Origin of the sequence: Ruminococcus sp. AF37-20, assembly GCF_003460465.1 — a bacterium.
Lineage (GTDB): Bacteria > Bacillota > Clostridia > Oscillospirales > Ruminococcaceae > Hominimerdicola > Hominimerdicola aceti.
On sequence record NZ_QTVE01000011.1, the window covers coordinates 27,717 to 44,072 of the forward strand.

At 41.1% G+C, this 16,356-nt stretch carries 10 protein-coding genes; all 10 read left to right on the top strand.

Going from position 1 to position 16,356, the window contains the following annotated elements:
• The first annotated feature begins 14 nt into the window (after window positions 1-14).
• The 10 genes from dxs to DW015_RS08580 all read left to right on the top strand — a co-directional run bounded on the left by dxs (window position 15) and on the right by DW015_RS08580 (window position 16,309).
• Window positions 15-1,871 carry a 1-deoxy-D-xylulose-5-phosphate synthase gene (gene dxs, locus DW015_RS08535; RefSeq protein WP_117905337.1) on the top strand — a complete coding sequence of 619 codons (1,857 nt, stop codon included), beginning with the start codon at window positions 15-17 and terminating at the stop codon, window positions 1,869-1,871.
• Window positions 1,864-2,670, top strand: a complete 807-nt coding sequence (locus tag DW015_RS08540) for a TlyA family RNA methyltransferase (protein ID WP_117905338.1) — start codon at window positions 1,864-1,866, stop codon at window positions 2,668-2,670. The genes dxs and DW015_RS08540 overlap by 8 nt, the downstream gene beginning before the upstream one ends.
• Window positions 2,671-2,689: 19 nt before the next feature.
• Window positions 2,690-3,565, top strand: a complete 876-nt coding sequence (locus tag DW015_RS08545) for an NAD(+)/NADH kinase (protein ID WP_117905339.1) — start codon at window positions 2,690-2,692, stop codon at window positions 3,563-3,565.
• Window positions 3,562-4,020, top strand: coding sequence for an arginine repressor (gene argR / locus DW015_RS08550; protein WP_117905340.1), 459 nt, complete (start codon window positions 3,562-3,564; stop codon window positions 4,018-4,020). The genes DW015_RS08545 and argR overlap by 4 nt, the downstream gene beginning before the upstream one ends.
• Window positions 4,021-4,041: 21 nt before the next feature.
• Window positions 4,042-5,712: a DNA repair protein RecN gene (gene recN / locus DW015_RS08555; RefSeq protein WP_117905341.1), complete on the top strand. Its 1,671-nt coding sequence runs from the start codon at window positions 4,042-4,044 to the stop codon at window positions 5,710-5,712.
• 108 nt (window positions 5,713-5,820) lie between these two features.
• A complete protein-coding gene (locus tag DW015_RS08560; RefSeq protein ID WP_242993255.1) occupies window positions 5,821-6,492 on the top strand; it encodes a vitamin B12 dependent-methionine synthase activation domain-containing protein in 672 nt (223 codons plus the stop codon).
• The gene (locus DW015_RS08565) at window positions 6,482-8,848 is read left to right on the top strand and encodes a homocysteine S-methyltransferase family protein (protein WP_117905342.1); all 2,367 of its coding nucleotides are present in this window, start codon (window positions 6,482-6,484) and stop codon (window positions 8,846-8,848) included. Before DW015_RS08560 ends, DW015_RS08565 begins: the two co-directional genes overlap by 11 nt.
• A 61-nt stretch (window positions 8,849-8,909) precedes the next feature.
• On the top strand, window positions 8,910-9,146 hold the full coding sequence (locus tag DW015_RS08570; RefSeq protein WP_117905343.1) for a hypothetical protein: 237 nt from the start codon (window positions 8,910-8,912) through the stop codon (window positions 9,144-9,146).
• A 95-nt stretch (window positions 9,147-9,241) separates the two neighbouring features.
• Window positions 9,242-12,598, top strand: coding sequence for a PD-(D/E)XK nuclease family protein (locus tag DW015_RS08575; protein ID WP_117905344.1), 3,357 nt, complete (start codon window positions 9,242-9,244; stop codon window positions 12,596-12,598).
• Window positions 12,599-16,309, top strand: a complete 3,711-nt coding sequence (locus tag DW015_RS08580; RefSeq protein ID WP_117905345.1) for a UvrD-helicase domain-containing protein — start codon at window positions 12,599-12,601, stop codon at window positions 16,307-16,309.
• Window positions 16,310-16,356: the final 47 nt, after the last annotated feature.

The window sequence follows — 16,356 nt, forward strand, 5'->3', positions numbered from 1 at the left end:
GAGATCTAGATATAATGTCGGAAATAAAAAAGCCTGATATTTATAAAATGAATTTGCCTGCCGACCTGAAAAAGCTTTCCACTGCACAGTGTGAGGAGCTTTGCGGTGATATAAGGAAAATTCTTATAGATACGGTTTCAAAAAACGGCGGTCATCTTGCGTCAAATCTTGGTACGGTGGAGCTTACAATGGCTATCCACAGAGTTTTTGAATCACCTAAAGATAAAATCGTCTGGGACGTTGGTCATCAGGCATATACACATAAAATACTTACTGGTAGACTCAAAGAGTTTAAAACTCTCAGACAGGAAAACGGTATTTCGGGTTTTTGCAGACCTGACGAGTCAGTGCATGATGCTTTTATAAGTGGCCACAGCTCTACGTCTGTTTCTGCGGCGCTTGGGATCGCCACAGCAATGAAGCTGAGTGGTGATAAAACTCACCATGCTATAGCTGTAGTCGGTGACGGTGCTTCGACAGGTGGCGAGCTTTACGAGGGACTTAACAATGCAGGCAAAAGTGATACAAATATCATAGTTATTCTCAACTACAATGAAATGTCTATCTCAAAAAATGTTGGCGGAATGGCAAAATATCTTTCCTCCATGCGTACAAAAGAGAGCTATCAGCGCACAAAGGGCAGAGTAGAGAGAATGCTTGATAAGACGCCTGTTATAGGTAAACCTGTGAAAAATGCCGTTCGTAACTCCAAAAATGCGGTCAAGAACATGATACTTCACAGCACCATGTTTGAAGATCTTGGCTTTCACTATATTGGACCTATCGACGGACACAATCTTGAAGAACTTGAACAGGGACTTATGGCTGCAAAGGCAGTAAACAAGCCTGTTTTTGTTCATGTGAATACTATAAAAGGCAAGGGATATGCTCCTGCAGAAGCTAACCCAGGAGAGTTTCACGGGGTTGGCTCCTTTGAGATAAAAACTGGCAATCCCGACGTCGTACTTTCTGACAGCTTTTCTTCTATAATGGGAAAAGAGCTTTGTGAAATGGGAGAAAAGAATAAGCGTCTTTGTGCAGTCACTGCGGCAATGAAATACGGCACGGGGCTTCAGTATTTTGCGAAGCGTTTTCCTGAACGCTTCTTTGATGTAGGCATTGCCGAAGAACACGCAGTTACTTTCTGTGCTGGTCTTGCTTCTATGAACTATGTACCTGTTTTTGCGGTGTACTCATCGTTTTTGCAAAGGTCATACGACCAACTTATCCATGATATGGCAATAGTAGGCTATCATGCAGTTATATGTGTTGACCGCGCAGGTATAGTCGGTGATGATGGTGAAACACATCAGGGAATTTTTGATGTTTCTTTTCTTACCTCTGTGCCAAATATGAGGATATACTCTCCGTCTAATTATGACGAACTCAGGCTGTGCCTGCATAAGGCTGTTGAGGACGACAGTGGCATTTGTGCTGTGAGATATCCAAGGGGCAGGGATCAATCGCTGTATGATACATCTGATCCTGTTTCAACTTACGTTTATCGTCATATAGAGGGCGCAAAGGTTCTGCTTGTTACATATGGCAGGCTTGCAAATGATCTTTTTACAGCTATAGAAATACTCAGAAATCGTGATATAAAGTGCGATGTTATTAAGCTCGTGAATATTTTCCCTATAGACAATGAGGTGGTTGATATAATGTCAGCCTACGATGCAGTGCTGTTCTTTGAGGAAGCTTATTACTGTGGAAGTATTTCAGAGAAGTATGCTTCTATCTGCCCAAATGTGGCACAGTTTGCTATTGACGGTTTCGTGAAGCACGGAAAATGTGATGTGCTACTTGACGAGCTTGGTTTTTCAGCAGAGAAAATGGCTGATACAGTTGAGGGCTTTTTAAAAGATGAGTGAAAGACTTGATGTGTATATAGTTACGAACTGCGGCGTAAAAAGCCGAGAACGTGCCAAGCAGCTTATAAAAAATGGATTTGTGTCGGTAAACGGCAAGGTCTGCGTCAAGCCTTCTATATTGGTTGATGAGAACGACGGGGTGAAATGTAGGCCTGACGATATGAAGTTTGTCGGCAGGGGCGGACTTAAGCTTGAACACGCCTGCGATGTTTTCGGGCTTGACTTGTCAGGAAAAGTTTGTGCAGATATCGGTGCTTCAACCGGGGGATTTACTCAGTGTATGCTTGAACATGGCGCAGAATTTGTCTATGCAGTGGACGTGGGTCACGGACAGCTTGATGAAAGTTTGTGCAATGACAGCAGGTTGAAAAACTGTGAGGGCGTGAATGCACGATATCTGACAGCGAATTTTTTTGACAGACCTGTGCAGTTCATAAGTGGTGACCTTTCGTTTATTTCTCTAAAACTTGTTATAAAATCCCTTTGCGATTGTCTTTGTGATGGCGGTGAAATGGTTCTTCTTATAAAACCTCAGTTTGAGGCTGGCAAGCAGGCTCTCAATAAAAAGGGTATCGTCAAAGATCGTAAAGACCATGTGAGAGTGATAACTGAGCTTCTTGGCTGTTTTCGAGCAGAGGGGCTTGCGGCTGAAAAGATAACAATTTCACCTGTTAAGGGCGGCGACGGCAATCTTGAATATCTTATTCTACTTAAAAACGCTGACATGACGGCTGACAAGCTTGGTCAGCTCAATATAAAAGAATTTGTGAACGAAGCTTTTGATAGCTTCAAAGACTAAACGCAAGAGTGGTAATATTATGAAAATCTATCTTTATCCAAATCTTGATAAAACTCATTGCTTTGAGTATACGACCGCAACATATGAAAGGCTGCGCAAAAATGGTGCAAAACTTTTTATGGATAGATGCTATAAGCACGTTTTCGGAAAGCTCGATATCACTTTCTGTAGCGAAGACGAGTGTGTAAAGCAGTGTGATATGATTATTGCGATCGGTGGCGACGGAACGATACTCAAATGCTCTCTTAAGGGCTGTGAGTTTGAGAAGCCTATACTTGGCATTAACTGTGGCAGACTCGGTTTTATGGCCTCTCTTGAACATTCACAGCTTGAATTGCTGGACAAGCTTTTTTCTGGAGAATATACCCTCAGCCGCCGAATGATGTTAAACGTAAATGTCGAATGTGGCAGTGAAAATAAGTCATATACTGCGCTTAATGACGTTGCAGTAACAAAAGCTGACGATTGTAAGATAGCCGATTTTGAGGTATCAAAAAACGGCAGACTTATTTCTTCACTTCGTGCAGACGGCGTTATACTTTCTACAGCCACAGGCTCAACAGCCTATTCAATGTCAGCAGGCGGACCTATAATCGAACCTGAAATGAAGTGTATAGAGTTCACACAGATATGTGCTCACTCGCTTTTTGCAAGATCTATGATACTTTCAGAGGACAGCGTTATGAAAGTCAAGTGTCACACTAACAGTGGCTCTCACGCAATCGTCAGCGTTGACGGTAATAATGTTTTCAGACTTTCGGCAGAGGACACTGTGATAGTATCAAAGTCAAAGTATTTTGTTGAAATCATAGATATAAGCGGCGGCAGCTTTTTCTCGTCAATAAACAAAAAGCTTATGCAGCCGTTGAAGGAATCAGCGGAGGACGGCATATGAAAAATCAGCGTCAGAATTTGATAATGCAGATTGTCAAAGACGAAAATATCGGCACTCAGGAGGAACTTCGTGAAGCGCTTAAAAGGCATGGTCTGAAAGTCACTCAGGCAACAGTTTCAAGGGATATAAAAGAGCTTTCCCTTGTAAAGACTATTGGTTCAGACGGCAATTATAAATACAGCCTGCCAGCACTTAAAAAAGATATTGCAGAGCAAAACAATGGTATTTTTGGTATAATTTCAGACGCAGTTGTGTCAGTGGATCATGCGCTTAACACTGTTGTGGTGAAATGTCATACGGGCATGGCACAAGCAGTGTGTGCAAAGCTTGACAAGCTTGGGCTTGGCAATGTTGTGGGAACGCTTGCAGGTGACGACACGATATTCATACTTATGCGGACAGAAAAAGATGCGTCCCATATGGCAGAGGAACTGAGATCCTTTATTATTTCTTAAACAGCAGAGGAATGATCTAAAATGTTAAGTGAACTTTATATTGAAAATCTTGCCGTGATAGAAAAGGCAACTATAGATTTTTCTGATAAGCTTAATGTTTTCACAGGCGAAACGGGAGCAGGTAAGTCCATACTTATAAATGGAATAAATGCTATCCTCGGTCAGCGTGTCACTAAGGATATTGTGAGAACAGGCACGGACAAGGCTGTTATTTCAGCGTTGTTTACTGACATTGGGGACAATGTTTTGCAGGTACTAAACGAGCTTGGTATAAGCGCAGAAGACGGACAGCTTTTCCTTTCCCGTGAGATACGTTCAGATGGTGGAAGCGTTGCAAGAGTCAACTCGAGAGCGGTGAACGTTTCTGTACTTAAAGCTATCGGAGAAACGCTTGTAACTATCCATGGACAGCACGACAATCAGATACTCATGGCTCCTGAACGTCATATAGAGATACTTGACAGCTATGCCGAATCGGAAGCTCTTATAGAAGACTATCACAGTTCTTTCAGAGAGCTTCAAAGCATTGCAAAGAAGATAAACAAGATAAAAACTGAGCAAAGCAAAAAAGAGTTTCGCATGGCTGAGCTTGCTGATATTGTCGAGGAGATAAATGCGCTCAACATTCATGAAGGCGAGGATAAAGAGATAGAAGCAGAGCTTAACATCTCTAAAAATGCTGTTGCAATCTCTGAGGCTCTTTATATGGCAAAACAACTTCTTTCGGGCGATGATGACACAGATGGTGCAGTGGAGATGACGCAGAGAGCTTCAAAATCGGTTGAGGGATATACTGATATAATGACTGAGATATCGCCTATATATGACAGACTTAGTTCTGCGGCTATTGAAATGGAGGATATTTCCGAGGAGATAGGCTCACTTCTTGACAGCCTCGATATCGACCCAAAACGTTATGATTACCTTAATCAGCGTTCTGATGAACTCAGGCGTATCATGAAGAAATATGGACCTGAACTTGATGATGTACTGACTACTCTTGAAAATTCACAGAATGAGCTTGATGAACTAAGCGGAGCAGAGCAGAGCTTAGACGAGCTTAATAAAGAAAAGGAAAGACTTCTTGCGGAGGTATCAAAGAAAGCCAAAGCACTTTCAGACCATAGAAAAAAAGCAGGAGAGCGGTTTGTTTCTCAGGTAACAGAGGAGCTTGAATTTCTCAATATGCCAAAGGTCAAGCTGGTGGTTAAGCAGAAAACAGGCAAGCTCACCATAAATGGCATGGATAGCATAGAGTTTCTTATTTCTGCAAACCTGGGCGAAGAGCCAAAGCCTATTGCGAAGATCGCTTCAGGCGGTGAACTTTCAAGAATAATGCTTGCACTGAAAAACGTAATTGCAGAAAAGGACAGTATCGGCACGCTGATATTTGACGAGATAGACACAGGAGTAAGTGGCAGAGCGGCTCAGAAGATAGGTATAAAGCTGAAACAGATATCTCGCCTTAGACAAGTTCTTTGCGTGACCCACCTTGCCCAAATGGCTGTTATGGCGGATAATCATTTGCTTATTGAGAAAAATATACAGGGTGACAGGACAGTTACAACTGTTAGAACTCTCGACCATGAGCAGAGAAAGTATGAGATAGCAAGGATAATGGGCGGTGAAAATATCACAGAGCTTATGCTTGAAAATGCTGAACAGTATCTCAAAGACGCTGACAATATGTAACACAAAGTCCCTGATGATTGCGGGGACTTTTTTTGTGAACGTACATTTATTATTTATTGTTGTAAAATTCATAGTAATGTGGTATAATAACAATTGGTAGGTGATTATTTGAAACTTGAACATATAAACGTCAAAGAAGCCGTGAGATATATGGGAATGGGCAATAACAAGCCAGACGAACGCACGGCTTTGTTGATAGATGAATGTGAAAAAGAGCTTTTGAAAGTCATTGAGCCTAAATTTGTGTACAGAGTGTTTGATGTCGCTCATAAAGAGAACGGTGTTGAGGTCATCGGTACTCCGTTGTTTCTTGGCGGCAATGATATATGCAGACACCTTGAGGGGTGCAGTAAATGCGTGCTTTTTGCAGCGACTATTTCTTCGGGCGTTGATAGAAAGCTTCGTGCTTATGAAGCAGAGGATATGGCTAAAGCTATGATAGCGGATTGCCTTGCAAGTGCTGCTGTGGAGCAGGTATGCGATATAGTTGACAACACTGTGAAAGAAAAGCTCAGCGGATATAATCAGACATGGAGGTTTTCTCCTGGTTATGGCGATCTGCCTATCAGCGTGCAGAGAGTTTTTCTTGACGTACTCAATGCGCAGAAATTTATCGGGCTTAATGCAACTGAAAATAATATTCTGACGCCGAGAAAGTCTGTTACGGCGATAATCGGATTGTCAAAAAATGAAATATCAAGGGGCAGACGTGGTTGTTCCTGCTGTAATATGAGGGAAGTCTGTCAATTCAGAAAAAGAGGAGATCATTGTGGATTTTAGAACATTACTTAAAACAAAAGAATTTGTCGTACTTGACGGAGCAATGGGTACGATGCTTCAGGCAAAGGGACTTGAAATGGGTGGCACTCCTGAAGCCCTTAACATAGACAAGCCTGATTGGCTGGTGGACATACACCGCCAGTATATAAACGCAGGCTCAGACATTGTTTACGCCAACACTTTCGGTGCAAACAGACACAAGCTTGAAAAGTGCGGATATACTGTCCAGCAGGCTATCCCTGCGGCTATAAAAAATGCTAGAAAAGCCTGTGAGGGTACTGATACCCTTGTTGCTCTTGATATCGGACCTATCGGACAGCTTCTAGAGCCAACAGGAACGCTCACTTTTGAAGAAGCTTACGATATTTATAAGGAGCAGATACTTGCAGGAGCTGACGCAGACCTTATCGTTTTTGAAACAATGACAGATCTCTATGAACTTAAAGCGGCTGTTCTTGCGGCAAAGGAAAACAGCGATCTTCCTATAGTCTGCACAATGACATTTGAGGAAAATATGCGTACATTTACGGGCGTTGCTATAAGCTCCATGGTTTTGACTTTGGAGGGTCTGGGCGTTGACGCAATCGGTGTGAACTGCTCATTAGGACCAAAGGAGCTTTATCCTGTTGTGGAGGAGCTTTGCAAGTGGACAAATCTCCCTGTTGTAGTAAAGCCTAATGCAGGACTTCCTGACCCTGTTACAAATGAATATAACTGTTCCCCTGAAGATTTTGCAGAGTTTGCAGAAAAGCTTATCCCATTGGGAGTTAAGGTGCTTGGAGGTTGCTGCGGAACTAACCCTGAGTATATCAAAAAGCTGGCTGAAATGCTCAAAGGCAAGAAGCACGTCAGCGTGCATAATGATATCCCTGCCGCTTGCTGTTCACCGACACATACTGTAGTTATAGACCAGCCAAGAATAATCGGTGAGCGTATCAATCCTACTGGCAAGAAGCGTTTTAAAGAAGCACTGCTTGCAAACGATATCGACTACATCCTTGGTCAGGCTATCGAGCAGATACACGCAGGTGCGGATATTCTTGATGTAAATGTTGGCCTGCCGGGAATCGACGAAAAGAGTATGATGGTCAAGGCTGTAAAGTCTTTGCAGGGCGTTGTCGATGTGCCTTTGCAGGTGGATTCAACTATACCTGAGGTGCTTGAAGCGGCTCTGAGGGCTTATAATGGCAAGCCTATCGTAAATTCTGTAAACGCTGAGGACAGCTCCATTGAAAATGTTCTTCCTCTTGTAAAGAAATATGGTGCGGCTGTGGTAGGTCTTACTCTCGATGAAAACGGCATACCAAAGAGTGCTGACAAGAGATTTGAGCTTGCTAAAAAGATACTTGACAAGGCGCTTGAATACGGCATTAGAAAAGAAGATGTGTATATAGATTGTCTTACTCTTACCGCTTCTGCGGAGCAGGAAAATGTTATGCAGACAGTAAATGCAGTGGAACGAGTAAAGAACGAGCTTGGACTTAAAACAGTTCTCGGTGTATCGAATATCAGCTTTGGTCTGCCTAGCAGAGAGATAGTTAATCACAACTTTCTTATGATGGCGCTCACAAAGGGTCTTGACCTGCCGATAATGAATCCTAATATTGATTCTATGACGGCAACTGTTCGTGCTTACAAGCTTTTGACAAACATTGATAAAAACTCTGTTGACTTTATTTCTCACTACGGTGGCGAGAAAAAAACTGCGCCTGCCGCAACAGGCGCAAAAGCTGAGATAGACTTGCCGTATGCTATCGAAAACGGTCTGAAGAAGGAAGCAGCTGACCTTACTGCAAAGCTTTTGCAGGAAACAGAAGCCATGAGCATTGTCAACGATATGCTTATCCCAGCACTTGATAAGGCTGGTGCAGAATTTGAAAAGGGCAGGCTTTTCCTGCCACAGCTTATCCAGACAGCAGGCACTGCACAGGCTTGCTTTGAGGTAATAAAAAATTACATTCTGTCAACGGGTGAAAAAAGCGTTTCTAAGGGCAAGATAATCCTTGCAACAGTAAAGGGCGATATCCACGATATCGGCAAGAACATTGTAAAGGTACTTCTTGAAAACTATGGTTATGACGTTATTGACCTTGGCAAGGACGTTGACTATCAGACAGTAGTTGATTGTGCAATAGAAAATGACGTACATCTTATCGGTCTTTCTGCGCTTATGACAACAACTCTTGTGAGCATGGAAAATACAGTTAAGCTTCTTCGTGAAAACAATGTTGACTGCAAGATAATAGTAGGCGGTGCGGTGGTAACGGCTGACTATGCAGAGCAGATAGGCGCTGACTATTATGCAAAAGACGCAAAAGAGTCGGTAGATATTGCAAGAAAATTTTTCGGAAACTGAATAAAATAACTATGACCTCCCATAATCTGAACAACAGATATTTATGGGAGGCCATTTTTTAATGAAAAAGTTTGTTACAGCTATCATCATTTCATTTGTCGTTACGGTAAGCTCTGCAGGCATCAAAGCCGCTGCTTTTTCCTCATCAAACCTTGGGGCAGCATTCGTTTTGAGCAATGTTATGTCAGATGAAAAAAACGATAAAAATGGCAGTGGTATAACTGTCATAGACGGCAATAGGGAAGATATAAAGTTTTCTTTTAAAATAGCCGAGATAATTAAAAGCCTTTTTAGCTAAGTGTACATTTATTTGTACTTATATCAAAAGTACGATTGACTTTTGAGCCTTGCCGTGTTATTATATAAATATCAATCATAACGGAGGCTCATTCAATGGTAACAGTTATAAGCGGTGGCTCTCACAGTGGACGTGACAAAGTTTTCATAGATAAGATCAAGTCTGCTGTAAAAAACGGCGAGCAGGTCATGGTCATAATACCAGATCAGTTTTCTTTTGAATATGATAAAAAACTGTATGAACACCTTGGTGCAGCAGATTTCAACTTCATACAGACTGCAGGCTTTAACCGTATCGCTGAGTTCACAGAGAAGCTTTATGGCGGTAGGGTAAAAGAAAATGCTGATGATAACGTCCGCACTATCCTTATGTATAAGGCAGTCAGACGTCTTAAACAGACCAAGGATATCCGCTTTTATAAAAAGAGTCTTGAAAAGGGCAGTTTCTTAGCCGAACTTAACGAACTTGTGAGCCAGTTTCGTGAAAGCGGAATAACACCACAGGATCTAGCTCTTGCTGCTGAGAAGCAGAGCGGCTCTCTTGCCATGAAACTTTTTGATATCTCAAGGCTTTATGATTTTTACATGGATGAGCTTGAAAAAGCAGGAATGCAAGATACACTGTCTGCAATGGCAAGAAGTGTGGATCAGGTGAAGGAAAACGGATATTTCCGTGGAATGACAGTTTTTGTTGACGCTTTCAACGATTTCTCTTTTGATGAACTTAAAATGCTTGACGCTTGTATCGCACAGTGCAAGAGTATAACGTTCTCTCTATGTATCGACAATGAAAGCATTAGAAGATATGCAAATCACCCTTTTGCTGATACTCTTAAAACGTTGCAGCAGATAACAGATATTTCCGCTGATCATAATTACAAGGTCAACACGGTAGAGTGTCGTAACAGCTCATTTAGAGTCCCTGAACTTGAATATGTGAGCAAAGAGATTTACAATACCTGTAAAAAGCCATACGTTGGAAAGTGCGAAAATGTTTCTGTTATATCAGCAACGGATATTTACGAAGAAAGTGAATTTGTCAGTGGAAAGATATGGGAGCTCGTCAGAGAAAAAGGCTATAAATTCAGTGACATAGCTTTGCTTGCAAGAAACCTTAAAGATTGTGCTTCCGTTTTTGAGGGTACGTTTGACAGATATGAGATACCATATTTTTCAGACTGCAGTGACAGTGTTTCTTCATCATCTCTGGTGAGGTATATGAACTCGCTTTTCAAGTGCTTGCTTTCAAGAAAGTATTCCACGGACAATATTTTGAAATACATAAAATCGCCGCTTTTTCCAATGCTGAATATCGAGATATCAAATCTGGAAGACTATTGCATACGCTGGAGCGTTGAGGGTGATATGTGGCTCAGTGATTTTACTGTTGCAGGTGATCTCAGCGAAAAACAGCTTGAAAAAATAAACTGCTCAAGACGAAAGATAATCGAGCCTTTTGAAGCATTTAAAAGCAAACTTGTTAAAGACGTTACAGCAGGGGAACTGTGCCGTGGGCTTTATGATCTTCTTGGCAGCATTGAGCTTTCTCAGCAGACCTTTTCTGTAGTAAAAAAAGCAGGAACTTCGGATAACGAAACTCAGCTTGAAATGGCAAGAGGATTGAAACAACTTTGGAACTCTGTTCTTTCGGCTATCAAATCCGTCTATGACTGCATGAATGACGAAGTTATCTCCCTCAGACAGTTTTATGAGCTTTTCAAGCTCATGCTTTCGCAAATGAGTGTTTCACGTCCTCCGCAGAAACTTGACTGCGTAAGGATATGCGACCCGAGCCATTCAAGGCTTGAGGGCGTAAAGGCTGTCTTTCTTGTTGAGGTGAACGACGGCATATTTCCTGCGTCTTTAAGCTCTGGTGGACTTATCACAGAAAATGAAAAAATGATATTAGAGGGAAGCGATATTCATATCTCACATAGCGCAAGAAAATCTTTTCAGACAGAGAAGCTTGTGTGCTACAACGCTTTTACCCTTGCAGACGAAAAGCTCTATGTGCTTTATTCAGAATCTGACCTTGTAGGAGAAGCTCACCACCCCTCTGCACTTGTTTCCGAGCTTAATGGAATGTTCGGCAAAATCAATACCAAAGCTCAGGATATGGGGCTTGATTTTTACTGCACTTCTTTCAGGACAGCTTACTATAAATATATGGAACATTCCCGTGATAAAAACGCTACAATTTCTGCGATTAGGTCTGTGTTGGGGTTATCGCAGGAATATGCCGAGAAACTTATGCGAACAAAGAATCTTCATGAAAACGGTGACTATAAGCTTGAAGAAAAGATAGCAGAAAAGCTTTTCATGTCAGAACAGCCTGCAAAGGTTTCGCCTACTCAGCTTGATACATATTATAAGTGCCCGTTCAATTATTTCTGCAAGTATGGTCTTGGTCTTAAAACTGTCAGAAAGGCAGATATCGACGGGCTTAACAGGGGACTTATCATTCATCAGCTTCTTGAAAAGATAATGCGTAAAGACGATGACGGCACAGGCTTTGACAAGGCTTTCCTTACTCTCTCAGATGATGAGATAAAAGAGTATATCCACAAAAACGTTACCGAATATATAAAGGAAAGCCTTGGTGGAATGTTCGGAAAATCTCCGTCATTTGTATTTTTACAGGAGCGTATGGAAAGCAATATTCTGCATATCATTCGTTTTATGCAGAATGAGCTTCTTCACTCAAAATTCAGACCTGCGCTTTTGGAATACAAAATAGACAAGTCCGAAGAAGAAGACAGACTTATCATAGACGTAAACGGCAGAGATAAGATAATCCTTACGGGAATTATCGACAGAGTTGACGTTTTCGAGGACGAGAACGGTGAAAAATATGTGAGGATAATCGACTATAAAACAGGCTCTATTGACCTTAAATATTCAATGCTCTACAATGGCCTTAATTTGCAGATGTTCGTGTATCTTACCGCTTTACTTGAAACCAAAAATCCAGTGAATATAGACGGTGGATTGAAGCAGGCTGGTATCGTATACTACACGCTAGGAAACAAGCCTAAAACATACGAGCAGACAGCCTACGCTGACGTAGAAGAAGCCGAGAGCAGATCACGGCTGAACGCTTTCAAGCCTATAGGAAAAGTCGTTGATATAAAGGCTGTCACTGAAGCTTTCAGCTCAGAAGAAAATTATGCCTATGCGCCTTTTAAATATTCTAAAACCAACGGCATTTCAGGCACTGTTCCAGACGGCTTTTTTACAAAGCTCAGAGAATTTGCTATAGGCAAAGTGGCGCAATTTGGTGAACAGCTTTGTCAGGGAAACATTCAGGCAAGACCTGTGGCGGAAGCCTGCAAGCACTGTGATTTTCACGATATCTGCGGCAGGATAAACCAAGAGGACGTTACAGACGTGAAAGACAGCGTTTATGAAGAAAAACTTATGGAAGAACTAACTGACAGAAAGGAGAAAAAATAATTGGCTGATACAAAATGGACCAAAGAGCAGGAAAGAGCCATTAGTGATCGTGGCAAGGGAATTATAGTTTCAGCGGCGGCAGGAAGCGGAAAAACCACAGTGCTTATAGAACGAATGATACAACTTCTTTCTGATGAAAAAAATAAAATACCTGCCGACAGACTTCTTGCAGTAACATTCACAAAAGAAGCCGCTTCAAGCATGAAAGAAAAACTCAGCCGTGCTTTTGACGAACAGCTTCGCCGTGACCCTGAAAACAAGTGGTTGCTTAGTCAGCAAAATCTTATCCAGCTTGCGAGGATATCTACAATAAATTCTTTCTGTCTTGACCTTGTGAAAAGTAATCTACATGAATTTGATTTTCAGGGAGGACTTGATATACTTGATGACAGTGTACAAAATCTTATTTTGCAGGAAGCTATCACGCAGGCTTATGAAAAGCTTTGTGAAGAAGATTATGAAAGCTACAAACTGCTGAAAAACGCTTTTGCGGATAAAACTCTCAATGAAATCACCGACAATCTTTATAAATTCATGCGTTCGCTGCCGTTTCCAAAGCGTTGGATAGCAGAGGTACATAAAAACTTTACTGATGATAAGATTTTTGACAGCTTTATAAAAGATAATATATGTGTAGCTCAAACAAAGCTGAAAGAAGCATTTTCAATGTATGAGGTTTTTGAAGAATATGCCTGCCGTAAAGAGATAGAGGGCATACCTTTTATAAAACATATCAAAATGAATGAAACTGCCGACAGTGACAGAGAACTTCTTCATAGGTTAAGAAAGCTTCTTGAAAGCGGCGATATAGATACTATTGCTAAGTCAGATTGGAAATTCAGCACCATAAAAAGATTTCCCACGAACAAGGCTTTCAATGCATCACTTGACGATGATATTCGCATTAGGTTCAAGGACAATTATGCCTTCTGTGCATCATACAGAAACAAATATAAAGATATCGTAGCTAAAATTACCGATATGTTCAATAACACCAAACTGATCATGAAGGAAAATATGCTTGAATCTGACAGAATATTTACTGTTCTGTGCAGGGTATGCGAAGATATAGACAAGATCTCACAAGAAATGAGGCTTGAAAGAAATGGCGTTACTTTTTCTGACGTTGAGATAATGGCGAGAGAATTGCTTGTAAAAGATACCGAGAATGGACCTGTTCGCACGGAGCTTTGCGAGGAAATTCGCAGAAACAGGCTATATGAGCTTATTTTCATAGACGAGTTTCAGGACGTGAATAATCTTCAGGAACTTGTTTTCCGCTCGCTTTCTGATTCTGATAACTTGGATATCATGGGCAAAAATGTTTTTGTGGTTGGCGATATAAAGCAGGCTATATATCGTTTCAGACTCTCAAATCCTGAACTTTTCAGCAAAACGAGAAATGACGCTTCCGCACCTGAAAACAGCGAACAGCTCGAGGCTATCTTGCTAAGCAAGAATTTCAGAAGTCGTGAATCTGTGGTCGATTTTGTAAATTTTCTGTTCCACTATCTTATGACACAGCACACAGGTCAGGTGGATTATGATAGAAATGAAGAACTTCGATACGGTGAACTTTATGATGAAAATAACAAGCCTACAGAAATAATGCTCATACCTTTTGATAAGAACTACAAAAAGACAAATGGCTATTCTGTGGAGAACAAAGTAATAGCACAAAAGATAAAGCACATGCTTGAAAACGGTGAGGAAGTCAAAGATCATGGCTCTCTAAGACCGTGCCGTGCAGGAGATTTTTGTATACTTGTTCAAAAGAATGATGAAATTACCCTTATGGCAAAAGCCATTGAAGAAGTAGGTCTGAAAGCATATTCTGAGGATACAAACGGATACATGAAGTCAAGAGAGATAACACTTGTGCTGAATATGCTCAGGGTCATTGACAATCCTATGAACGATATTGCAATGACAGCTATCATGATGTCGCCTATAATGGGATTTACGCCTGATGAAATGGCGGCAGTAACAGAAAAGTCAAAGAAGCCTAACAGCAAACTGAAAGACCATATCTATCAGGTGGTAGCGGCGTCAGCTTCTGCTGAGGATAGCCACGAAAAGGAAGCTACTCATATAAGCTTTAATAATAAAACATTGCAGGATAAGTGCATAGAGCTTAATAAGCTTATTAATTCCCTGCGTTATCTTTCAATGAGCATGGGTCTTGAACGGCTCATAAGAAAAATATATGACATGACCGACCTTATGGGGATCGTTTCGCTGTATCTTGATTCTGATAAAAAGCGAGCAAACCTTCGTCTGCTTCTTGAATATGCTTCGTCCTATGAGCAAAATAGTCAGGAGGGCGTAACTGGTTTTCTGAGATATATCGACTCTGTGTCCTCAAATGAAAAAGCCTTTAAGCAGGCAATGACAGTAACAGAGGGCTCAGATTCCGTTTACATAAAGACCTACCATGCTTCAAAAGGTCTTGAATATCCATTTGTATTTTTATGTCAGCTTGACATACCGCTTATAAAGAAAGACAAAGGTTACTGTTCACATAACAAGCTGGGCTTTGCTTTCAGTTTTATGGATAACAGCAAACTTATGAGAAAAACTTCACTTTACTATGATAAGCTTTCAAAGGAATCAAAAGCAGAGGAAAAAAGTGAAAAACTCCGCCTGCTTTATGTTGGATGTACAAGAGCAAAAGAAAGACTTTTTGTAAGCTATGCACCGATTATTTACAGCAATACCACATATGAGAAGGTTATTGAACGTAAGGCGGGAATAGTTGACAGGCTTAGAAACATATACTCAAAGCAGGGAGATTCTCTTGAAAATGTTGTGGCGGACGCTGAAACGATGCTTGATTGGATAACAATCACGCTTGCACTTCACTCCACGGGTGATCAACTCACATCTTGGCTTGGTACTGATAATATAGCTGTCAGCGGAGACGAATACCCTGAGCCTGAGATAATATATAATGAATACGGAATTGAAAATACAGAGCAGACACAGGAAGAAGATACAACTATTAGCGAAATAGAAGCGGACAAAACAATGCTTAGAAATCTTCTTGACAAATTTGCATTTGAGTATGACTGGTCAGGAGTATCAACACCAGCAAAGCTTACTGTTACGGAGATAACTGCGGCTGAAAAAGAGAAGCAGACAGAGAAAACCGAACCTGAGTTTTATCCTAGTCTTCCACGGCTTGATGATGAGTTTGATAAACTATCAGCAGCGGAAAAGGGAACTTTTACCCACAAATTTATGGAGTTATCGGATTATGATAAGGCACATGAAAGCGTAAAAACAGAGCTTGAACGTCTTGTGAATCAGGGGTACTTCAGCCAGAAAGAAGCTGGCGGAGTTTATGTTGAAGCACTTGAAGCATTCTTTAGATCTGATTTTTATGAGCGTGTGAAAAATTCTGATAATGTGATGCGTGAAAAGAAGTTTCTTGTTTCAATGAGAGATCTTGACTTAAGTGAAAATCTTCCTGAATATAATGGTAACAGCGGTATGCTTCAAGGTATCGCCGATTGTATCTTCCATGAGCCTGACGGATATGTTATTGTTGATTATAAAACTGACAGATTTAATGATTTGTCACAGCTCATGGGCTATAAAACACAGCTTGCACTGTATAAAGCATCGTTTGAGATGATACTCGGAGAGAAAATAAAAAGCTGTTATATTTATTCATTTTGGCTGCGAAAAGGGGTTGAAATCAAGCTCTGAATGTGATATAATGACATATGGAGAGCTTGATAATATTTTTTTGAAAT